The 22,468-nt window shown below is 36.2% G+C and carries 22 protein-coding genes; 4 read left to right on the forward strand and 18 right to left on the reverse strand.

The genetic code is table 11. From position 1 onward, the window contains the following. Window positions 1-175: 175 nt before the first annotated feature. From BFA01S_RS09070 to BFA01S_RS09090, 5 genes are all read right to left on the reverse strand, one after another. Window positions 176-1,846: a glycerol-3-phosphate dehydrogenase/oxidase gene (locus tag BFA01S_RS09070; RefSeq protein ID WP_066228745.1), complete on the reverse strand. Its 1,671-nt coding sequence runs from the start codon at window positions 1,844-1,846 to the stop codon at window positions 176-178. Between the two features lie 159 nt (window positions 1,847-2,005). After that, a complete protein-coding gene (glpK, locus tag BFA01S_RS09075; RefSeq protein ID WP_066228748.1) occupies window positions 2,006-3,496 on the reverse strand; it encodes a glycerol kinase GlpK in 1,491 nt (496 codons plus the stop codon). Window positions 3,497-3,514: 18 nt separating this feature from the next. Continuing rightward, window positions 3,515-4,336, reverse strand: a complete 822-nt coding sequence (locus BFA01S_RS09080) for an MIP/aquaporin family protein (RefSeq protein ID WP_066228752.1) — start codon at window positions 4,334-4,336, stop codon at window positions 3,515-3,517. Between the two features lie 169 nt (window positions 4,337-4,505). Further along, window positions 4,506-5,045 (reverse strand): glycerol-3-phosphate responsive antiterminator, encoded by a 540-nt coding sequence (locus tag BFA01S_RS09085; RefSeq protein ID WP_066228755.1) that lies wholly within the window; start codon window positions 5,043-5,045, stop codon window positions 4,506-4,508. 77 nt (window positions 5,046-5,122) lie between these two features. Next, a complete protein-coding gene (locus BFA01S_RS09090) occupies window positions 5,123-5,446 on the reverse strand; it encodes a hypothetical protein (protein ID WP_066228757.1) in 324 nt (107 codons plus the stop codon). Between the two features lie 119 nt (window positions 5,447-5,565). Between BFA01S_RS09090 and BFA01S_RS09095 the strand changes: the two genes are divergently transcribed. Beyond that, window positions 5,566-6,189 carry a LysE family transporter gene (locus BFA01S_RS09095; RefSeq protein ID WP_066228760.1) on the forward strand — a complete coding sequence of 208 codons (624 nt, stop codon included), beginning with the start codon at window positions 5,566-5,568 and terminating at the stop codon, window positions 6,187-6,189. A 10-nt stretch (window positions 6,190-6,199) separates the two neighbouring features. Here the strand turns inward: BFA01S_RS09095 and BFA01S_RS09100 are convergent, their stop codons facing one another. Next, complete coding sequence (locus BFA01S_RS09100) at window positions 6,200-7,564, reverse strand: amino acid permease (RefSeq protein WP_066228763.1); 1,365 nt, start codon at window positions 7,562-7,564, stop codon at window positions 6,200-6,202. Between the two features lie 166 nt (window positions 7,565-7,730). On the opposite strand from BFA01S_RS09100, the gene BFA01S_RS21855 reads away from it, so the two are divergent. Continuing rightward, entirely contained in the window at window positions 7,731-7,835 is a 105-nt protein-coding gene (locus BFA01S_RS21855; protein ID WP_082799920.1) for a YjcZ family sporulation protein, read from the forward strand. 144 nt (window positions 7,836-7,979) lie between these two features. Here BFA01S_RS21855 and corA read toward each other — a convergent pair whose 3' ends face one another. The 7 genes from corA to BFA01S_RS09130 all read right to left on the reverse strand — a co-directional run bounded on the left by corA (window position 7,980) and on the right by BFA01S_RS09130 (window position 14,383). Further along, window positions 7,980-8,930, reverse strand: coding sequence for a magnesium/cobalt transporter CorA (corA, locus tag BFA01S_RS09105; protein WP_066228768.1), 951 nt, complete (start codon window positions 8,928-8,930; stop codon window positions 7,980-7,982). A gap of 112 nt (window positions 8,931-9,042) precedes the next feature. Then, entirely contained in the window at window positions 9,043-9,837 is a 795-nt protein-coding gene (locus tag BFA01S_RS09110) for an MBL fold metallo-hydrolase (protein ID WP_412758790.1), read from the reverse strand. Between the two features lie 143 nt (window positions 9,838-9,980). Next, window positions 9,981-11,090, reverse strand: a complete 1,110-nt coding sequence (locus tag BFA01S_RS09115; protein WP_066228773.1) for a Ger(x)C family spore germination protein — start codon at window positions 11,088-11,090, stop codon at window positions 9,981-9,983. Next, window positions 11,087-12,175: an SLC5/6 family protein gene (locus BFA01S_RS09120; RefSeq protein ID WP_066228774.1), complete on the reverse strand. Its 1,089-nt coding sequence runs from the start codon at window positions 12,173-12,175 to the stop codon at window positions 11,087-11,089. The genes BFA01S_RS09115 and BFA01S_RS09120 overlap by 4 nt, the downstream gene beginning before the upstream one ends. After that, on the reverse strand, window positions 12,172-13,530 hold the full coding sequence (locus BFA01S_RS09125; RefSeq protein WP_066228777.1) for a spore germination protein: 1,359 nt from the start codon (window positions 13,528-13,530) through the stop codon (window positions 12,172-12,174). The genes BFA01S_RS09120 and BFA01S_RS09125 overlap by 4 nt, the downstream gene beginning before the upstream one ends. 162 nt (window positions 13,531-13,692) lie before the next feature. After that, window positions 13,693-13,860, reverse strand: a complete 168-nt coding sequence (locus BFA01S_RS22375; RefSeq protein WP_156483576.1) for a hypothetical protein — start codon at window positions 13,858-13,860, stop codon at window positions 13,693-13,695. Window positions 13,861-14,011: 151 nt separating this feature from the next. Then, window positions 14,012-14,383 (reverse strand): hypothetical protein, encoded by a 372-nt coding sequence (locus BFA01S_RS09130; RefSeq protein ID WP_169800453.1) that lies wholly within the window; start codon window positions 14,381-14,383, stop codon window positions 14,012-14,014. Window positions 14,384-14,875: 492 nt separating this feature from the next. Between BFA01S_RS09130 and BFA01S_RS09135 the strand changes: the two genes are divergently transcribed. Continuing rightward, on the forward strand, window positions 14,876-17,905 hold the full coding sequence (locus tag BFA01S_RS09135; RefSeq protein WP_066228782.1) for an efflux RND transporter permease subunit: 3,030 nt from the start codon (window positions 14,876-14,878) through the stop codon (window positions 17,903-17,905). Window positions 17,906-17,942: 37 nt separating this feature from the next. On the opposite strand, the gene BFA01S_RS09140 is transcribed toward BFA01S_RS09135, so the two are convergent. The 3 genes from BFA01S_RS09140 to BFA01S_RS09150 form a co-directional block, all read right to left on the reverse strand. Continuing rightward, window positions 17,943-18,119, reverse strand: a complete 177-nt coding sequence (locus BFA01S_RS09140; protein ID WP_066228785.1) for an asparagine synthase — start codon at window positions 18,117-18,119, stop codon at window positions 17,943-17,945. 79 nt (window positions 18,120-18,198) lie between these two features. Then, entirely contained in the window at window positions 18,199-19,227 is a 1,029-nt protein-coding gene (gene splB, locus BFA01S_RS09145; protein WP_066228787.1) for a spore photoproduct lyase, read from the reverse strand. Window positions 19,228-19,239: 12 nt separating this feature from the next. Then, window positions 19,240-19,479, reverse strand: coding sequence for a transcriptional regulator SplA domain-containing protein (locus BFA01S_RS09150; RefSeq protein WP_066228789.1), 240 nt, complete (start codon window positions 19,477-19,479; stop codon window positions 19,240-19,242). 153 nt (window positions 19,480-19,632) lie between these two features. Between BFA01S_RS09150 and BFA01S_RS09155 the strand changes: the two genes are divergently transcribed. Continuing rightward, a complete protein-coding gene (locus tag BFA01S_RS09155; RefSeq protein ID WP_066228792.1) occupies window positions 19,633-19,998 on the forward strand; it encodes a carboxymuconolactone decarboxylase family protein in 366 nt (121 codons plus the stop codon). 45 nt (window positions 19,999-20,043) lie between these two features. Here the strand turns inward: BFA01S_RS09155 and BFA01S_RS09160 are convergent, their stop codons facing one another. Next, on the reverse strand, window positions 20,044-20,877 hold the full coding sequence (locus BFA01S_RS09160) for a YwqG family protein (protein ID WP_066228795.1): 834 nt from the start codon (window positions 20,875-20,877) through the stop codon (window positions 20,044-20,046). Between the two features lie 149 nt (window positions 20,878-21,026). Next, window positions 21,027-22,457: an aldehyde dehydrogenase family protein gene (locus tag BFA01S_RS09165; protein WP_066228798.1), complete on the reverse strand. Its 1,431-nt coding sequence runs from the start codon at window positions 22,455-22,457 to the stop codon at window positions 21,027-21,029. Between the last annotated feature and the right edge of the window lie 11 nt (window positions 22,458-22,468).

A 22,468-nucleotide genomic window follows, 5' to 3' on the forward strand; every position in this document is an offset into this window, starting at 1 on the left:
ATGTTCTATTGTTCAAACCTTTACGAGCAGTTGATCTCCTACTTCCCTTCTTTGAACTCTCAGAAATTTGAAGTCGAAGTCTAACTACTCGTTAAGGCTGGGATAAACTTAAATTAAAAAAAGCTGCCCATAACTAGTCAATGTCTGACTTATGGAACAGCCTTAATTTTTAAAATTATATATTCTTTTGTTCATCAGACGGAGTAGACGCATCTACCAGGGCTGATTTAAGTTCCCTTTTATAGTTTATTTTCTCTTCTGCATTCCATCTGAAATAATCTGACATGTATGAAATAACATTATCTTTATAGTTTCTAACAGTCTCGATATCAAATAAAATTGCTCCTGTTCTGCGGTTAAAGAAGTCAATTGGAGTGACTGTCATTTCATAATCAAGTGCATATCTTAGTTTTACATAAAGAGTAATTGGAAGATTATATTTTTTAGCTTCTGCAGCATTCTCTTTTATTATTTCAAAAATGGCTGAAACATTTGAACCATACATAGAAGCTAAATGACTTGCCTCTTCCTCTGAAAGACCAAGTGTCAAACCGATTTTTATCTGCTTTTTGATAAACTCCTGAAAGTTTTTAGAACCGCCGACATTTCCACCGGAAATAGGGAGATTTTTCGTTTGACAACTTGGGAACTGCTGTTGTTTTCCCTGTTGCAATTTCTTGACAATTACATCAACAATCGTTTCCGCCATTTTACGGTAACCTGTTAATTTCCCACCGGCAATTGTCATTAAGCCTGACTCTGATTCCCAAATTTCATCTTTCCTCGATATTTCAGACGGGTCTTTTCCTTCCTCATAAATAAGCGGACGGACACCGGCCCAGCTTGATTCAACATGCTCTTTCGTTATTTTTACTTCAGGAAACATATAATTAATCGCTTTTATAATATAATCACGGTCATCTGCAGTCATCTTAGGCGATTTAGCATCCTGACTATAGAAAGTGTCTGTCGTACCTACATATGCTTTCCCTTCGCGGGGGATGGCAAATACCATTCTTCCATCCGGTGTATCAAAGTAAACCGCCTGTTTTAAGGGAAAATTTGATTGGTCTATAACGACATGAACACCTTTTGTTAATCTAAGTACTTTTCCTTTTTTCGAGTTGTCCTTTTCACGAATTTTATCGACCCACGGTCCCGCCGCATTTACTATTTTTCTTGCATGAATCTCATATTTTTCTCCAGTTAATTGATCACAAACGAGTACACCGCTAATTTTACCGTCCTTATACAATAAATCTTCCACTTTTGAGTAGTTTAAGGCAACAGCACCTTTTTCCACTGCTGCTTTCATTACTTCTATTGTTAATCTCGCATCGTCTGTACGATATTCAACATAAACGCCGCCGCCTTTAAGTCCGCTTCGTTTTACGAGCGGCTCTTTCTTTAAGGTTTCTGCCGGACTCAGCATTTTTCTTCTTTCCTTTTTCTTCACTCCTGCTAAAAAATCGTACACTCTTAAGCCGATCGATGTACTGAATTTCCCAAATGTTCCACCTTTATGAAAGGGCAGAAGCATCCACTCAGGTGTTGTAACATGTGGACCATTTTCATAAACGATCGCACGCTCTTTCCCCACTTCTGCAACCATTTTCACTTCAAATTGTTTCAAATAACGTAGTCCTCCATGTACAAGCTTTGTTGATCTGCTTGAAGTCCCTGCCGCAAAGTCCTGCATTTCTACTAGAGCTGCTCTGATTCCACGAGTAGAAGCATCTAAAGCGATACCTGCTCCCGTAATTCCCCCGCCGATCACTAATACATCATATTTTTCTGTTTTTAATTGCTGAACAATTTCGTTTCTGTTTTTATTTGAAAACTTCATTATTCATTTCCCCTTTTCATGCTCGCAGATAGACAAAAAAAGAGACCACAAAGTCGACTATCGTTTTATCGATAATCCTTTATGGTCTCTCCGTATCTCCTACCGAGCTATTAACTTGTGTTTATTATAACATATTAATTGATTAATATGAAGGTTTTTTTATTTAAAAACCATTGCTGCTTGAACTGCTTTTTTCCATCCTCCATATAATTCCTTCCGAGTCTCTTCTTCCATTGTCGGTAAAAACAGTTTATCAACAGACCATTGCTTGGCGATCTCCGCCTGATTCTCCCAGTAGCCTACAGCTAAACCAGCCAAATAGGCAGCTCCAAGCGCTGTTGTTTCATTTACAGTCGGTCTTTCAACGGGAACATTAAGAATATCAGCCTGGAAATCCATTAAAAATTCATTTTTCACTGCTCCACCATCTACGCGCAATGTTTTCAACTCGATTTCTGAATCCTTTTCCATGACAGATAATACATCTTTCGTTTGATATGCAAGTGATTCTAATGTTGCACGGACAAAATGTTCTTTCGCTGTTCCTCTCGTTAATCCGAACACTGCTCCTCTTACATCACTGTCCCAATAAGGTGTTCCAAGCCCTACAAATGCCGGGACAACATAGACACCGTCTGTTGAATCAACACGCTTAGCGTATTTTTCACTCTCTTTTGCTTCTTTAAACATTCTTAAACCGTCACGAAGCCATTGAATAGCAGAACCGGCGACGAAAATACTGCCTTCGAGGGCGTATTCCACTTTTCCATTTAATCCCCATGCAATTGTCGTAAGTAATCCATGCTCTGAACGAACCGCTCTCTCTCCCATATTCATCAGCATGAAGCAGCCTGTCCCATATGTGTTTTTAGCCATCCCTTCATTGAAACACGCTTGTCCAAATAAGGCAGCCTGCTGGTCACCTGCAGCACCCGCAATTGGAACTTCCTGCCCAAAGAAATGATCCGCATCTGTTTTTGCGTAAACCTCTGATGAAGGACGCACTTCCGGAAGCATTGATATTGGAACTGTTAAAATATCAAGCAGTTCCTCATCCCATTTCAAGTCATAAATATTATACATTAATGTACGGGACGCATTTGAATAGTCTGTTACATGCGCTTTTCCGCTGGACAGTTTCCAGATCAGCCAAGTATCAATCGTTCCAAACAGAAGCTTTCCTTCATCCGCTTTTTTTCTTGCACCTTCCACATTATCTAATATCCACTTCACTTTTGTACCAGAGAAATAGGCATCAATGAGAAGTCCCGTTTTTCTTCGAAACAAATCATTATGTCCTTGTACTTTTAACTGCTCACAAATATCGCTCGTTTGTCTTGACTGCCAAACGATCGCATTGTAAACAGGTTCACCAGTTTCTTTATCCCATACAACTGTCGTTTCCCTTTGATTCGTTATTCCAACCGCTGCTACCTGCTCCGGCTTTATTCCTGATTCAGATAAAACTTCTGCGATAACAGAAAGAATAGACCCCCAAATTTCACTCGCATTATGCTCGACCCAGCCCGGTTTCGGGAAATGCTGAGTAAATTCTTTTTGCGCAATATGAACAGCTTCTCCTTTCTCATTAAATAAAATTGCCCTTGAGCTTGTCGTACCTTGGTCTAATGAAAGAATATAATTTTCCATCATTATATCCCCCTTTTCCTACATATTATTTGAAACTGTATTTCCAACTGACTTTTTATTACCTAATATAGATACTAATAATAAGATTACTATAATTATAGCTAAGACAATCCATAGTAAAGCAGTTAATGTTCCTAAAAAAATAGTTTGATATACAACCACCGCTACAGCTCCTCCTAAAATCGGGCCAACAACCGGGATCCACGCATATGACCAGTTCGAACTTCCTTTACCTGGGATTGGCAGTAAGAAGTGGGCAATTCTTGGTCCTAAATCACGAGCTGGATTAATTGCGTAACCAGTTGTCCCACCTAAAGACATACCGATTACCACGATTAAAAGTCCAACAGCGAGAGGGTTTAATCCTTCTGCAAATTTATTTGCTCCAATAAATAATAGTCCTAATACGAGAATAAAAGTACCTATAATTTCGCTTAATAAATTAGAGAAAGTGTGAGGAATAGCTGGACTCGTTGAGAATACTCCCAGCTTTGTCACCTGATCTGTTGTCGCTTTCCAGTGAGGTAAATAATGTAAAAATACGATTGCTGCTCCTATCATAGCACCAATCATTTGCGCAATAATATAGCCTGGCACATCAGACCATAAGAAATCCCCATTCAATGCTAATGCAATTGTAACCGCCGGATTCAAATGCGCCCCGCTGATAGAACCGACTGCAAAGACTCCCATCGTCACACCAAGTCCCCAAGCGAGTGTCGTTACAATCCATCCCGCATTGTGTGAGTAAGTACCTTTTAAAGAGGAACCAGCACCAATACCAGCACCAAAAATAATGAGAATCATCGTACCAATTATTTCTCCCATAAATGGCGACATATTATCATTCCCTTCCTTTTAAAATAATTCAGTGAACAGAAAAAGGAGACCCACGACAGAATAAACCTATAAAAATAGGTAAAAACTGTGTGAATCTCCTTAACTCCATCACGATATATTAACTTAGTTTCATCATAAACGACTCTGTAAGCGCTGGCAACACTTTTTTTCACAAATTCCATAGTTCTGCTTTTGATGTAGTAATAGCACTTGCTCCAGCCTCTAATGCTCGGTATACTTCTTCTTCCGTTCGTATAAGACCTCCGGCGAAAATAGGCGTTTCAAGACGCTCCTTTACCTCTTTAATCATCCAATGCATCGCTCCCGGCAAAATCTCGATATAATCAGGTTTTGTTTTTTCAACGAGGCGGTAACTTTTTTCAAGCGCATGTGAATCGATTAAAAATATCCTTTGAATTGCTTTTACCTTCTTTTGTTTCGCTTTTAATATAACGTTTGATTTCGTCGAAATCAATCCGTAAGGTTTAAAGTCCTGGCAGATAAATTCTGTCGCATAATCATCATTTCTCAGTCCTTGAATCATATCAACATGATAGATCATTTTCTTTCCATGACGTTTTGCTAATTCATTGATATTTTTCAGCTGCGCAATATGCATTTCTAGAAAAACCCCAATTTCAAATGGACTTTTCAGAAATTTTTCAAAATCCTTCAAATTTGATGATGCCGGTAATATTTTTTGATCCACATTTTCCACTCCCGAAAAAAAGCAAGTAAAATATAATTCTCCTCATTGTAAATCATCTGTTACCAGCAGTCTAATAATTACTCTTGTTTCATCACTTTCATTGATCGGTATATTTGCGTATGCATACTACCTTGAATAATATTTTCTAAAAAGAACCCGCTAACAAGTTTTAAATATTCTTCATCATCGTACATTTTCTTATTTTGTAATTCCATTTCTGCGAGCCCATCGTATGCCGCTAAAAGGGCATATGTATGATCTTGTCCTGTAATAGGTGTTAAGACATCTACTTTATGATCATATTTTTCAGTGCGATATTTCTTCATTTCCTCTAAATTTTCCAGTGCTTCTTTAAATTTCCCCTGATTAATTTCAAATGTTTGGTAAACGAAAATAGACATCTCACCATTTCCTTTCTCATTCTTTTATAAGCAGAAATTTGTAGTACAACCATTGCTCTGTGAATACAATTGTACAAACTATATTACTTTTCAAATAATTACTTAAGGAGTTGTACATATTGGGTATTTTTTTCGGTTATATTTTTCTTGGTCTCTCCCTTGCCGCACCTATCGGACCTGTAAATGCCGCACAATTAGATAAAGGAATAAAAAGTGGTTTTTTCCATGCATGGCTTGTAGGCTTAGGCGCAATGACAGCAGATGCTATTTATATGCTGGCAGTTTATCTAGGTATTGTCCATTTTCTTGAAATCCCCTTTGTAAAGACATTCTTATGGTCTTTTGGCTTTTTCGTCCTTGTCTATACAGGGATTGAAAGTTTATTGAATGCTGGAAAAATTAATTTTGAAGCAAGAAAACAAAAGGAATCAAAATCAAGATCCTTTTTTTCTGGGTTTCTCATGTCAATCTCGAACCCTCTGACAATCCTTTTTTGGCTCGGTATTTTCGGATCTATTCTTGCCAAAACAGCGGCTGAACATGATGCAGCACATGTCGCAATGTATAGCGGTGCTATCTTTATTGGACTGCTTTTATGGGACGTAACAATGGCAACCATTGCAAGCAGCTGCCGCCGTTTTTTAAGTGCTAAAATTCTTGCCCTTATTTCTATCCTCTCTGGACTTTCATTAATAGGTTTTGGAATTTATTTCGGAATACAAGCATTTAAGCTATTATTTTAACAACTGTTTCTCATGTTCCCTGTGGGGAAAAACTTTTCTTCTTTTTCCCCATTAATCTCATTACTAAAAGAACCGCAAAGATAGCAGCAACGAATAATATACTGACAAAAAAACCAGGTCTGCTTGATTTGTGTAATAAAGTACCGCTAATAGCAAGTAATATTAATGCCATTCCTATAAATCGTTTTACATGATCAAAACCACTTGCCTTAATAAGCCTCGGAAAGGAAATTAAAATAAAAAACCAATTGTATAAAAGCATTAAACCGGCAGCTGTCGTAATATATTCATACACGCTGTCTGGCATAACGAGAGATAAAATAATCGATGTAATAAGCCCACAAACTGTAAGTATCATCGCAAATGGAGGCACTTTAAGCTTCCCTTTCTTTGCAAAAACAGGTGGTGCATCCCCATCCTCCGCTAATGTGACGATCATGCTCGTTACAGCAAATAGGGAAGCTGTCATCGTTGAAAATCCCGCAATAATAATGCCTGCTGTAAAGACATGTGGGAAAAAAGCAATGTCAAACTGATGTAAAGCAGTGACAAAAGGACTTTTGTCTGTATTGAACGTATTTACCGCTACTAGGCCCGTTGCCAAGATAAGAGAAATTAAATAAATACTCATTAAGATGATTAACATAATCGATCCTGATTTTTTCGTCTCTTCTTTCTTTTTTAACCTCGTTGCCATAATCCCCATAATTTCAATTCCACCGAATGCATAAAATCCAAAAATAAGGGATGACCATAAACCGGAAAATCCTTTTGGCATAAATTCATTCATACTTTTTGGCATATTAAAATGACTGCTGTTCCCTCCGAAGAAACCAAATAAAATAGTGACAGCTAAGACAATAAACATCGTTATTGCCGCAATTTTAATGATGGCAAATATATTCTGTGCTCTTTCAAATCCTTTCGTACCGATTAAAACAACGATTACACCAAGAACAGCATAGATCAGAGCAAATACCCATAATGGTACATTTGGAAACCATAATCTTGAAAGAAGTGACAATGCTGTAAGCTGACTCCCTGTTATTAACATTTCAGAAAACCAATATACCCAGCCGCTGCTAAAGCCGGCCCATCTCCCATATGCCTTTTTCGCATAGGAACGGAAAGCACCTTTATCAGGGTCTTTTGTTGCCATTTTCGCTAGAGCTTCAAATACAATATAAGTACCTATACCTGCTAAAATAAAAGAAATGATAATGGAAGGTCCTGTCATCTTTATCCCGATTACTGAACCTAGAAAGTAGCCTGTCCCGATAATACATCCTACTCCAACTAAGGACAGCTGCCACCAGGCTAATTTTTTTTCGCCTTTTTCGTCATTTTTACTCCCCGCATGTGCCGGTATTTCCATAGCTACTCTCCCCCTTCACTCAAAATTATTATTAACCTATATCCATTTATTATGTACAAGCTTCTTTCTGTCTCCATAGTAAAAATAAATTATTATTCATTTCGTCTACACGAATATAATATCTGAACATAAATTAAATTATCCTTACTTAAAAGGAGGTGCTTTTATGAGTACAGCTGGTGGTGGATATGGAGCTGGTTTCGCTCTAATCGTTGTATTATTCATTCTTTTAATTATCGTTGGTGCTGCTTATGTAGGCGGTGGCTATTAATCACTTGTTTATGTAAACATGAGAAAGACTGGTCTCAAGCCATATTTGAACCAGTCTTCTCTTATTTACTATTAGTAATTGCTGTTAATAATAATAAATATTCGATTAATTTCTTTTGTTCATCAAAAGTAAATCTTGCTTCTTTTAGCTAAACCATCCTTTCCCTTTAAACCATAAAAACATTCCTACCCCAATGCAAAACATCATAAAGAGAATAAGAAAATAACCGAAATTCCAAGTAAGTTCCGGCATATTTTTAAAATTCATTCCATAAATTCCAGCAATAAAAGTAAGCGGCATAAAAATGGTTGTAATAACTGTTAAAACCTTCATGATTCGGTTGGACTGATGGGAATTAAGTGATAGGTAACTATCCCTTATATCATTTGTTAACTCCCTATTCGCATCAACCATTTCTGCTAATTTTAATAAGTGATCGTGAATATCCGAAAAATATTCTTTCTTTCGTTTGATCCCTCTTAACCGATGAGAATTAAGCATACGATAAACTAAATCCCTCATCGGTATGACAGTATGCCTTAATTTAAGCAAATAATGTCTTGTATCAAATAATTGTTCTAATAATTGCTCCATTGTTTGGTCCTTCGTATTATTCTCTAATTGATCAAGCGCTTCTTCCAACTGATAAACGATTGGAAAATAACCGTCAACAATCTTGTCCATAATATGGTAAAGAACGAGGTACTGATCCCATTTGCTCAGTTTTTTTGATGCTAGAAGCAGCTGCCATGTATCATGAATTTCTTTCGAAGGGAGATGATGAAAAGAAACAATATAATTTTCCCCTACAAAAAAATTTATTTCTTCTTTTTCAATTTCAGCTTCATTTAAGCGATGTGTAACAAAAAAACTGTAGTTTCCATAGTAATCTAATTTTGGACGCTGCAGCTTATGAATACAATCTTCAATTGCAAGAGGGTGAAAGAAAAGCGAATGATCTAGCTCTTTTATCTCCTCCTCTGTCGGCTCGTTAAAATCTATCCAATACCATTTAATATAATCTTCCTGAAGCTCATCCAAGGAACAATTCGTCATTAATTCCAACTCATTACTGACTGCTATAATACTGATCATCTCTTATCCTCCCTAGTCTAAAGAGATGGCTTTACTTATTAGAACTATAGTTACTGACAACCTCTCCAACATGTTTCCTCTAAAAGCTGAAGAGGTCCGAACTCTCTAAAAATTAATGCTTCAGACGATTTACAAAACGACCATAGTCCGGTATTGCGATTTGTTCAAAATCCTGTACGAGTTTATTCAATCCATCAGATAACCCCTGACCAGACATTGGTGTACCATGACCGGTTACTGTCATACTTGGATTTAATTGCTGAAGCTTCTTAACCGATTCCCAAGCAGCAAGCCAATCTGTCGTTAAATATCTTGGCGGTCCATTAATTTCCTGTTGCTGTGTTAACACTTTATATAAAGAATCTTGTCTTACAGTAACGAACGCATCACCAGCAATAAGTGTTCGGTCCTCTTCTCTAAATAAAGATATATGTCCTGGGGAATGCCCCGGCGTATGAATAAAACGCCAGCCTTCCATTTCGGGAACAGTTCCATCCTCAGGCAGTTTCCTTAAATGCTCTCCTAACTGAACAGGTTCATTAGGAAACATTGGCGACATTTTCGCAACTAAACCTCCTTCAACCGTTGCATCCGGCTCCGGATAGCTCTTTTTACCTGTTAAATATGGAAATTCTAATTCATGTGCAAAAACCGGCACATCCCAATGTTCGATGAGCTCAACAATTGCTCCAACATGGTCAAAATGTCCATGTGTAAGAATAATTGCTTTTGGCCGGCTCCCTGCACCAAATCTATTTTCTGTTTCTGCAATAATTTTTTCTGCCGATCCTGGCATTCCTGCATCAATCAACACAAAGCCACTATTTTGTACAGCACTTCCAACATAGCAAATATTTACTACCTGAATCGCATAGCAGTATACATCTGGCGAAACCTCCATTCCCATTCCGCTTGTAATCGATGTAACCGGTATAAATTTATAGTCATCACCGTATTGCAGCTGTTTGTCCACTGTCTATAATCTCCTCTTTTCTCCATTGATTATATTTCATATTGTTTACACGTTAGGTAAACATAATTCATTAAGGATTACTTTAACAGCCCGCTCCCCTCAATTTTCATATCAACATCGACATTAAAGTCAATATGAGGATAGATAGCCAGCCATTCTTCCCAGTCATTTTTATTAAAATGGGTTGCACGATAGGATAGTCCAAAACCAATCGGATCTAAATTCTCTTTTTGAAGCGTGGTTAATAAGTGAAGTACTCTCTGTTTCACCTGCTGTTCTGCCATTTTTTCATATTCTTTAAAATTAGTTGTGCCTGTATATTCCAATTCTTCTTCAAGAATTCCACTGATTCGAATATGAACATCGACTGTCGGTTTTTTACCTTTCTTAACCTTTACTTTATACTTTGCACTCGAACCTTCTGAAGCTATATAAAAAAGTTCTTCCCCATCTTTATCCACCCGAATATCCGCCTCTTCCATACGCTTTAACATAATATTTAAAATTTTCGTTTCTTCTGATGTTAAAACCATCCTTACTTTTTTATCATCTAATACAGCTCCATGATTAACTTCAAAATACTCTCTCTCACCTTTACCTTTACTTTCTACTATCGGTAAAATAGGACTTATCCCTCTTTCAGTAATCCTCTTTCTAAAATCAAATAAGCGTTCACTCAGAATATAGACAGAATCTGTTCCAGTATTTCCAAACGTTAAGAACAAAGCATTTGACGGTATTTCCTCTGTCAGCCGATTCATTCTTAAGATGTTCTCTGCATTCGGCTTACCGATTCCCACCCAGGCAATTTTTTGAATATCTCTTCGCCGTATAAGCCAGTCTGTTAATTCCCTTACGTCGTCTTGTGCCACCTCTTCCCCAAACAGAATCATTTTGGTATGACTAAAGTCAAGCTCTTTAGACAGTTTACTTTTTATCATACGAACCGCACCTGTAACGGAATTGCTTTCGTACTCAGAGACAATAAATGTTTGCTGCTCTGTCTTAATATCTGGACTGGGAACAGCTACTTTTAACATTATTTTATATTTTTTATTTTCATTTTCCGCTTTATCTATACCAATTGTCACAACAAAGAAACGTTTATCAATATCCTTATAGCCACAGGAAGACAAGACAAGCACAATAGAAATAAGAATGACTATTCTTTTAAATAAATGTCTCAAGCCTTCTTCCTCCTTGCTAAAAAGAACATAAAAACAACAAGAACAGCTTCAAATGGAAAGCGAATATCTAACCATATTTCTGATAATTGTCCAATAGATTTATTTGTTGTCATAGTTTCTAATATTATCGATGCTATTCCGAAACTTAAAAGTGCTGCCCAGTTAGTAACAAATTTTTTTATTTTCCCCGCTCTTTTTATATTGAACATGCTCTTTATCATTTCTAAAGCTACATACCAATGAATAAGGATACTCATAGTTGTAATACTGACATACAGTAGGATAAAAACAGTAATAACTCTTTCAACCGGTCCATACTCAATGCTTAAAGTGTCTGCAGTCGAGGTCCAAGGATATGCAAGCTCACCTACACCATCTGCTCCCCACAATCCGATCGGTATAAAAAATGAAGTAAGTAAGTTACCGATTGCCACAAAAGGAATGACAGCTAACAATTTCATACTGATTTTTTTGTTAAATACACGGTTAAATATAACCATGTTTGCATACCCGGAAAATATATACGTGACAGAAGAAATTGCGCTCCATGAAGGTATTTCGAAAAGATGTGTTCCCACTTCAAAAATGGAATCCATTGTTAAATATTCATTTGTATATGCTTGATACATAATAATTAAAATGAGGGGAACGTTCAGTACAAGCAGAATTTCTAAAGCATATAGCAGCTTACTTGCATCAGAGTATCTCAACACTATAATAACGAGAAAAAGAAATAAAATGACGAGAGCTAAACTTGGCATTTCCGGATTAACAAATTCCACAAGATGGTCTACAAATGACAGGAGGGTGATTACTCCAGCTAAAAACCACATAACGGAAAAAAGAAATAAAAAAGAGAAACGAAATAACCCCGGTGTCTGTTCTAAAATTTCCGGTATTCCTAAATTAGGAAACTTATTTATAGCCGGTACAAATAGAAAAAGAAATATTGTACCAATCAAAACACCTAGAGGAATTGCCATTACGGCGCCATCAAATCGTTCTGCTAAAAGAATTTTTGGAACCCACACAATTACATTAACAAGCATATTTGTTGCAATAAGATAAAAAAAATAACGATTCAAGATGAACTTGCCTCCTTTTTCGCACCTTTTGATCGTGATTGAAAAAAGAGTTTTAAATACGGCTGTCCGAAACTCTCAAGATTTGCTATATAAATGACTAAACCAATTACTCCAAAGACGAGTCCAATCATTCCAAAAAACACAGTTAAACCTAATAAAACATATTTCACAACACGCATCGCAAATGACATTGAATTTATTGGAATAACAAAATTAGCAATCGCGACCGCTCCAACAATAATAATCATAACGCTCGAGATAAGGCTCGCCTCTACTGCAGCCTGTCCTAAAATTAATCCACCAACCGTCGTTGCAGTTGATCCAATCTGTTTAGGGAGACGGACACTTGCCTCTGTTAAAAGCTCCATCATTAAGAGCATGAATAATACTTCTAAAAAAGCTGGATAAGGAACCCCTAACCTGCTTCCTGCTATACTTAAGGCAAGCTGGACCCGAAATATTTCAGGATTAAAAGCGATAATACCTATGTATAAAGCAGGCAGAATAATACTTATGAAAAGTCCTATGTACCGCAACACAATAATAAAGCGACTTATCCAATATAACTGGTACACTTCTTCCATCGAAGACATAAAATCATAAAAGACAGCTGGTGCAATTAAAGAAAACGGACTTCCTTCAATGATTATAGCTATCTTCCCTTGTGCTAAATTATGTACAATCCGGTCCGGTCTTTCCGTTATCATCATCGTCGGGAAGAGAGATCGCTTCCGGTTGGTCATTTGTTTATGCAGCTGACTTACTGACTGTAATACATCTACTTCCACTTTAGAGAGCTGTTTTTTCACTTCTTTAATTAATTTTTCATCTGCGACATCCTTGTCATACATAATTGCTACTTTCGTTTGAGATAACTTCCCAATATTTGTTTGTTCCAATTGAAGCGAGGCTTGGGGATAGCGATGGCGAATTAAATTAATATTCGTCTCTACTACCTCGCTTAAACCATTTTGTGGACCTTGAATGACCGTCTCAATTGTTGCCTCGCCAATCGTATTATTTATCACTTTCTTAGCTTCCACTGTATAGATATAATCATTTATGAAAAGAATGATAGACCCCTGCATAATATCTTTTAATAGCTTTTCCTTTGTTAGCTCATCTTCATTATTAGGCAAAGAATCAAGATAATGTTCAAATTGTTTTTTATTAGTTTCATAAAAAGGTTTATATAAAAAATTTTGTAATTTACTTTCATCACATAAACTTCTAATATAAAGAATTTCTCCCTTTTTATCCTCCGCTTTTATTTCTTTCATAACAACATCCTGCGAAGATCCAAGCTGTTCTAACAACCATTTTTTTGTATCCGATTTTTTCTTAAAAAACACCATACAAATTGCTCCCCTTTATTTGAAGCATTAAATCAATATAAATATCAATCTCTTCTTAACATTAGAATGTCTAAATTAGACATTCTTATGCAAAATTAAAAGACGCTGATAGAAATTCAGCGTCTATTGGAGAAATCTTTTTCAGTTTATTTATACAATATTTTAAAGCTTATTCATCCTGCCGTATAAGTCCTCTGCAGCAGCTACTTTTAATGTATCTGCTCCAATTTCATTAATAGTTCGAACTAATTGTTCCACTTCTGTTAAATCATCTCCCGTTAGACGGATTAATTTAATTTTCCTTTTTATTTGCGGATATTTATTTGACACTTCCACAGCTAAAGCAGCGGGCTTTCCCGCTCAGAAAGTCTGTAAATCAATGCGTCCCATCCCCTCTTCTATCATAAGAAATATATCTCTATAATAGTCACTACTTTTACTGATTCAATTTAATAATTTCTTTATTTTTTCTCTCCCTTTGTCAATAAGCTTTTATTTTACTTAATGATATACCTAATATAAGTCCATACACCATATGACCAATCAGCCAATACGTAAGCGATGACATACTTAATAAAGATGGAGTTCTATCTGAAAAGGCTGTTGTTGGATATAATAAAGCACCAATAATTAAACATGCAGCAAAACAGAATAATATTCTATCCTTGCGATCCGTAATCTTTCTATAACATATAAATATCCATAAAATACTAGTTAACAAAATAGAAATAATGAGATGAAATATGACTTCTACTATCTCTGAAAAATGATAACGATTAATAAAAGGAATATAATCGACATTTAATAAAAGAGTATACACTTTGTCTCCAGTTATTTTCTCAATTAGTTTCAAAAATAACGCTAAAACAACTCCCGAAATAATCCCATATAGACAACTTATTATAAAAAATAAACGAGTAAACAATTTTCCTCCCTCCTGACTTTGTAATAAGAAGATTATAATATATTGTATAATCTTCGTATAATCTTATACTCAAAAACATTGTACAATATTTTATTATCCTTTATACTGTTTATAATAGGAAATAAGTGACTTTATTCTAAGGAGGTTTTTACGAACATATATAAATATTACATACTTATTACTAAGAGAGGCAGACACTTATACAGCCTTATATGGCTGAAAAGATTATACAAAGGATATATGATCTGTATTAATCAAGAAGCAAGTATATAGTTATGTATAAAAACATTCAAGCTTGCATCAAACAGAAAATTTTCTTATTTCACAGCATACATATCATCATTTTGAATTAGGGAAATTCATAAGATTAGTCATCATTCTTTTTACATTAAAACTACTTATACTAAGGGAGGTTATTTTTTGAGTTTTTTAACTAGATTCAGCTTAAGAAATGCAGTTGCTGTTTTTATTATGTCATTCTTACTTATTTTAGGCGGGCTTTTTGCTTTTTCAAAATTAAAAGTGGACTTACTGCCGAATATCGAATTTCCACAACTAACGCTTCAAATTTTCTATCCAGGTGCTGCGCCACAGGATATTAATGAACAAGTAACAGAAAAACTTGAAACAAACTTAAAAGGTATTGAGGGAGTTAAAAAAATCCAAAGCTCATCATATGAAAACTTTTCAACTATTAATCTTGAATTTCCTTTCAGTACTTCATTAGATGATGCAGAAGAAACAGTAAATAATATTATAAAAGAAACAGATTTGCCTGATATGGCTGAAATAAGTGTCAACCGCCTGTCATTTGGCGCATTCCCAATCTTCAACATTTCTCTTTTTGCTGAGGGAAAAGAAGATTTGCAGCAATTATTACAAGATGAAATTGTTCCAGAAATGAATAAAATTCCTGGAATAAACAATGTGTCCGTCGGTGGTTTCACAGAAGAAATACTGCAGATTACAGTCGATCAAGAAAAAGCTTCTGCAGCCGGCCTATCATTAGATCAAATTAAAGAGCAAGTAAATGAGAAACAGCTTTCCTTTCCAGCCGGAAGCATAAATGACAATGATATTGTAGTTCCAATTCGGGTACAGGAAAAAATTGAAGTAAAAAGAGAACTTGAAAACATCGTTTTAAAATCAAAAATGGCACCAAATAGTCCAGCGGTAAAACTGTCTGATATTGCAAAAATAGAAGAAATAACAGATAAACCTGAAATAACACGATTTGATTTACAGGATTCGTTTTCTATGGCTGTAACAAAGCAGCAAGATGCAAATACGGTTGAAATAGCAGGCAAAGTTCTTGCTATTTTAGATAAATATGATGATCAGTTAGAGTATAAAATTGGATTCGATTCAGCAGAAGGTATTGAGAAATCAGTTAATACATTAGTAAAAGAAGGCTTACTGGGAGCGCTTTTTGCTTCGATTGCTGTTTTGGTCTTTTTACGTAATTTCAGAGCAACAATTATCGCTATCGTCTCCATTCCGCTTTCTTTACTTGTTTCGTCTATTTTCTTATATCAGCTTGATATTTCATTAAACATCATGACATTAGGTGGAATGGCTGTCGCTGTTGGGCGTGTTGTTGATGACAGCATCGTCGTTATTGAAAATATTTTCAGACGGGTTCGAAGAGAAAAAACTGGTATGACGAATGAATTAATTCAAGACTCTACGAAAGAGATTTTAAAAGCGATTACGTCTTCAACGATTACATCTGTCGTCGTCTTCCTACCTTTAGGCTTTGTCGGCGGTATAACAGGAGAGTTTTTCCTGCCATTTGCATTAACGATTATTTTTTCTTTATTAACATCCCTTATCGTCTCGATTACGATCGTTCCAATATTAGCGAAATTCTCGTTTAAAAAAGTGCCGAAAGAAGAAAAAGAAGGTCCTTTACAACGTATATACGAAAAGATCATTAAATGGTCTCTGCAGCGAAAAGGAGTTATTATCGGGTTATCGATATTAACATTAGTCGGCTCAAGCGCACTTGTACCTGGTCTCGGCTTTACATTCATACCGAATGAAGAGCAGAAACTGCTTGTCGCAACAGTACAGTTGCCAGCTGCTACTTCTCTTGATCGGACAAATGAAATCTCCCTTCAAGTAGAAAAAATGTTTGATAAGAAGAAAGAAATAAAAGAAGTAACAGCAGGAATAGGGAGCCGTGATTTCGAAACTGGTATTAAAAGACAAAATCAAGCAAACTATTTTTTAAGCTTGGAAGATAAGGTGAAAGTTTCAAACTTCATAAAAGAACTTGAAAAGGAAATGGAAGGTATTGTTCTAAAAGAAGAACCTGCAGCAAAGCTCGGTGTTCAAGAACAATCTACCGGCGGTCCGCCTTCTAATAATAATGTTAATATCAACTTATATTCTACTAATCTGCAAGATTTACAGAAAGCAGCTGAAAATGTAGAAAATTATATGAAGGAACAAAAAGATTTAAAATATATTTCCAATAATTTTTCTGAGAAACAAAAACAAATTATCGTTGATATTGACTCGGAGAAAACATCTAAATTAGGTATTTCAGGTTATCAGCTTTTAGGAACAGTAAGTGATACTACAAAGCCAGTAACAATTGGTAATCTAGTATTAGATGGAGAAGAAAATACCGTACTGCTTTCTTATGATAAGCAGACAGCTTCCATCGATGAGTTGAAAAAATTAACGATTTTCTCGGCTCAGGGACCTGTGCCAATTACAGAACTGGCAAAAATTGAGGAGATAGAAGAATTTACGTCAATTCAAAAGTTAGACGGCAAAGTTTTCGCACAAATCTCCGCAACAATCGATTCAAATGATATTCGTTCTGTTTCACAAAGAGTTATTGAAGGTGTGAAAACAGATGTAGACATTCCAAAAGACGTAACATTTGAAGGCGGCGGCGGGAGTGATGAAACTGTTGAGACATTTACTCAGCTCGGTCTTGCAATGGTCATTGCGATTGGATTAGTATACTTAACAATGCTTATTACATTTGGGAAGGCAAGAATTCCTTTTATTATTCTCTCTTCTCTTATTTTCGTCCCAATTGGTTCCTTACTTGGATTATTTATTGCAAGGGAACCGATGTCAGTTAGCGTCATGATTGGATTATTAATGTTAATCGGTATCGTAACAACGAATGCTATCGTACTCGTAGACCGGATCGGGCAAAACCGCGAACAAAAGAATATGCCGATACGCGAGGCTCTTATTGAAGCTGGTAAAACGAGACTTCGCCCTATCTTAATGACTGCTTTTGCAACGATTGCAGCATTAATTCCATTAGCACTCACAACATCATCAGGTACTCTTATTTCAAAAGGGCTTGCCATTACGGTAATCGGCGGATTAACTTCCTCTACATTACTGACATTAGTATTAGTACCTGTTATTTATGAACTGTTTTTCTTTAAACAGTCGAAAAAGGAATTAACAAATAAATAAAGGTAAAAGCGAGCATATGACATGCTCGCTTTTCATTTTAACGACGGTGCTGAACAAGATCAATGACACCTAATACGACGTGCGCTAAACCAAAACCAAACACAGTATTCGCTACCATTTTATTGGACCCGCGTTTTTGTTTCAACATATAGCCTGTAGCTGTTACAGCAGAACCTAACGCAGTTGGAATGACACCTTCACGTATATTATTCATTTAATCTCACTCCACATCGAAGTTAATTAGCGCTTTAAGCACTATGTTTATTTTCACCCTCATTCAGATAAATATACTGTCATGTGAAATATTCCAATTTCGCTTTCGGGAAAAATTTCTTCATATATGATTGAAGATGAGTTTTAATATCTTCCTCTTCTTCTTTTTGATAAATATATTTACCTATCCCGTATTTCCCCCATTTATACCTTCTCTTTTCCTCATCCAGTTCTAATTTCGTGAGAGGATAATTTTTTTCAATAACCCTTTTGGCAGGCTTTGTAAAACGATGCTGGATAAATTCAAATGTTAAATCATCTCTTGCATGCATTGGCACTTGTGCTTCAAGGCGCTCAAACATTTGATAATACCCTTCCTCCCATCCTTCATGAAGATAAATAGGTGCAACGATAAATCCTAATGGATAACCAGCATTTGCGATTTTATTAGCAGCCTCTAACCGCTTTTCTAACGGAGAGGTTCCGGGTTCAAAGTTTTTAATAATATAATCTGCATTTACACTGAAACGAAACCGTGTCTTCCCATTATGGTTTGCATCAAGTAAATGGTCAACATGGTGAAATTTAGTTACAAATCTCAGCTTTCCATATTCCGACTGTCCGAAATGCTCAATCGCCCGCTTCAATGTATGTGTTAAATGATCGATCCCTACAATATCAGATGTACAGGAAGCTTCGAATCTTGTTATTTCCGGAGCACGCTCCTCCATATACTTATCGGCTGCCTCCAAGATCTCATCTACATTCACGTATGTACGGATATATGGTTTGCTCCCCATTGTCGTTTGTAAATAACAATAATGACAATGCCCCATACAGCCTGTAGCAAAAGGAATCGCATACTCTGCTGACGGTTTTGACGTATCAAATTTCAATGTTTTTCGAACACCGACAACAAGTGTTGATTTTGCGACTCTGTATTTTTGAAACTCATTATCCCCCGGCAGATTTCTTATTTGATTATGGGAAGTTGTATAATGAATTTCCATATCCATCTTTTCGAATTTCTCTTTCAGCTGCTGTCCCAATGGATACTCAAGCGCATTCGGTTCAAAATAGACGAGCCTTGGTGTAAATGGCTTTAACATATTATTTTCCCCCTAATCAATATACTGCTCGTAAGCCTGCTCCGCTTCCTCCGCACTCGCATATACAGCAACTTCATTCGTTAGCGGATAATATGTTTCATATAAAAACAATGCGAGTTCACCAGGATTTTCCGGATTATTCACAACAGCGGCTTCCTGTATGTTTGCTACATTTTGTACATGTGGATTTCGATAAAAGACATAAACAATATCGCCAGCCTGATAAGATGTACTTTCACTGTTTAACTCCATTTTTAATACTCCTCCTCATCATACATACTATTTCTCATTTTGCCTTGAAAGGAAGAAATTATAATTAGTCGATTATGGAAATGTTTAATGCATCGTTATTTAGCTCATACTAATTTTGATTTATGAACTTTACGAATGGGGATGAATAAGAGTATGGAATTTGAAGCTAGAAATTCAACAGAAGAAGCACTTCATCATTACAAATCCGGGCTTGGATTATTTACACAAAAGATGCCTAAACTCGCTGAACAGTTTAATGCCTTTACAGAGGAATGTTTCAAAGAAGGTGCTTTATCACAAAAAGATAAGCAATTGATCGCGTTAGGAATAAGTCTTTACTCTCAGAATGAATACTGCATTATCTACCATATAAAAGGATGTCTCGATCAAGGCTGTTCTGAGGAGGAAATTCTAGAAGCTGTTGGTGTGACTGCAGCATTCGGCGGCGGCGGAGCGATGAGCCAGACGGTTACACTTGTACAGGAATGTATCGAAGAGTTAAATCAGCTAAAACAATAAAAACTGTTAAAAGTCAGTATTTTACTGACTTTTAACAGTTTTTCATTAATAGCATTGCAAAGTGAACTTTACCTGATCAAATTGCTTTTTTTGCAAATCTTCTTTATTTATACAAAAATAGAGAATTCCGGCATCTCCCCACATAACTTCAAGATCATCATCACTGTCCATTTGAAAAAGGAGAACTAATTCTTCTGCTTTAGAACGAATTTCTTTGGAGTTCCATGACAGTTTTTCTTTATTTTCATAGTAAACAATTTCTTCAAATATGTCATTTTGAATATTAAAAGGTTGACCCAGCATGTAATGCATAGGATGACTGACATCCTCTTCTGTTTCCTGCATTATACGTTCCCGAAATTCATAAAAATCTTCTATTCCCTCATCATTCCACTTCATTCCCTCAAATTCTTCAGGAAAAGAAAACCTTTCATCGAATACCACTTTATACGCAGGCAATGGGAAATAATCTTCTGTTTCCTCCGGATAAGGCGTACGCTTTAATTGTTCTAAATGACCATCAAAGTAAAGAACTTTAAAACATCCTTCATCTTCTTCATCCATTCCCCATGGCTGTTCCATAATATCGTAGAAAAAATAAAGAATTCCTTTATTAGGGAGCAGATTATTTTTGTCAAAAGGCTTTGCTTCCTCCAAATTCAGCTGAACTAAAAAAGTTAAGTATCCGTCATTATAGATGGGAAAGGAAAGATTGGAAGGCAGATCAGGCAAACCGCCAAACTTAGAACTGCCGACCGGAATATCATCTTCACCTACATTTTCTTTTACAATTCCAATCGATGAAGCTGCAATTTTCAAAATCTCCTCTTTCATATGTAAAAGATCATATTCTTCTAAATATTGATCAATATTTTGCATTGCTTTCACCCTTTCAGAAATGATTGAATTTCACAAAAAACAAACATACGTTCTATAATTAATTATATTAAAAGGGATAGGAAAAAGCAAGAAAAAAATGATTACTTTCCAAACAAATAAGGATGCTTTTCGCATCCCTTAAGTTAAAACTAATCACCAATTTTAAAACTAATAAACTTCTCCTCCATCATTTCTCTCATAGCATATTTAACACCTTCTCTGCCAACACCACTATCTTTCCAGCCTCCGTACGGCATATTGTCAATTCGGTAGGTTGGAATATCATTGACGATTACACCACCTGTTTCAAGTCTTTCTGCAGCATAAAAGGCACGTTCAAGGCTCGGTGTCATAATTCCTGAATTTAACCCATAACGCGAATCATTCGCATCATTAATTGCATCGTCTAATGTGTCAAATGGAAAAATACAGACAACTGGACCAAACACTTCAAAACGAAATACTTTTGAATCACGATTGACATTCGTTAATACTGTGGGTGTCAGTACATTCCCTTCTATCGTCCCGCCGCATTCGATTTTTGCCCCCTCTTGAACCGCTTCATCAATCCAGTTTTTAATTCTATCTAATGATTTTTTCGAAATAACGGCTGTTATATTCGTATCTTCTTCAAATGGCGAACCAATAACGAGCTGTTTCGTTCGTGCGACAAATCGTTCTAAAAATTTCTCATAAAGTGACCTGTGAACATAAATTCTTTGAATTGAAATACATATTTGCCCATTATAAGAAAAACTCCCAAGTACAGTTCGTTCTATAATGTTGTCAATATCAACACCTTCATCAATAATAAATGGAGAATTTGAGCCAAGTTCAAGTGTCAGCTTTCTAAAACCCGCTTGTTGCTGAATAATATGTCCGACTTCAACACTTCCTGTAAACGTCACTTTTTTCACATGTGGATGTGTCGTCAATGCTTCACTTAAAACATCACCTTTCCCTGGGATAATGTTAAGCACACCATTTGGAAGTCCCGCTTCTTTAAAAATTTCTGCAAGCAATAATCCACTTAATGGTGTTTGTTCAGCAGGCTTTAAAACGATAGAATTTCCAGCTGCAATCGCTGGACCGACTTTATGAGCCACAAGATTAAACGGAAAATTAAATGGGGTAATTGCCGTCACAACCCCAATTGATGTTCTGATAGTAAAACCGAAACGTTTCTCTCCACCTGCTGCCGCATCCATTGGAATTTGCTCACCGTAATTGCTTTTCGCTGCCTCTGCTGCAAACCGGTACGTTTGTACAGTGCGGCTAATTTCCTCCCTGGCATTTCTAATGGACTTTGCACTTTCCAAAGCAATTAATTTCGCACATTCTTCGCTTCGTTCCTCCATAATTGCTGCCACTTTAGCAAGAATTTTCGCTCGGGCATGTGCTGGATATTCTTTAAATTTTTTATATGCCCCATGTGCATCAACAATTGCTTCTACTGCATCCGCATGTTCCGCCTGCCCGATTTGTGCAATCTCTTCATTCGTATGCGGATTATACAGCGACTCATAACTCTTCGCTTCTCTCCATTTTCCTCCAATCCATAACTGCCATTTCTTTTTCATCATACGTCCCC

The sequence above is a fragment of the Metabacillus fastidiosus NBRC 101226 genome (assembly GCF_001591625.1).
In the GTDB taxonomy this organism is placed as follows: Bacteria; Bacillota; Bacilli; order Bacillales; family Bacillaceae; genus Metabacillus; species Metabacillus fastidiosus.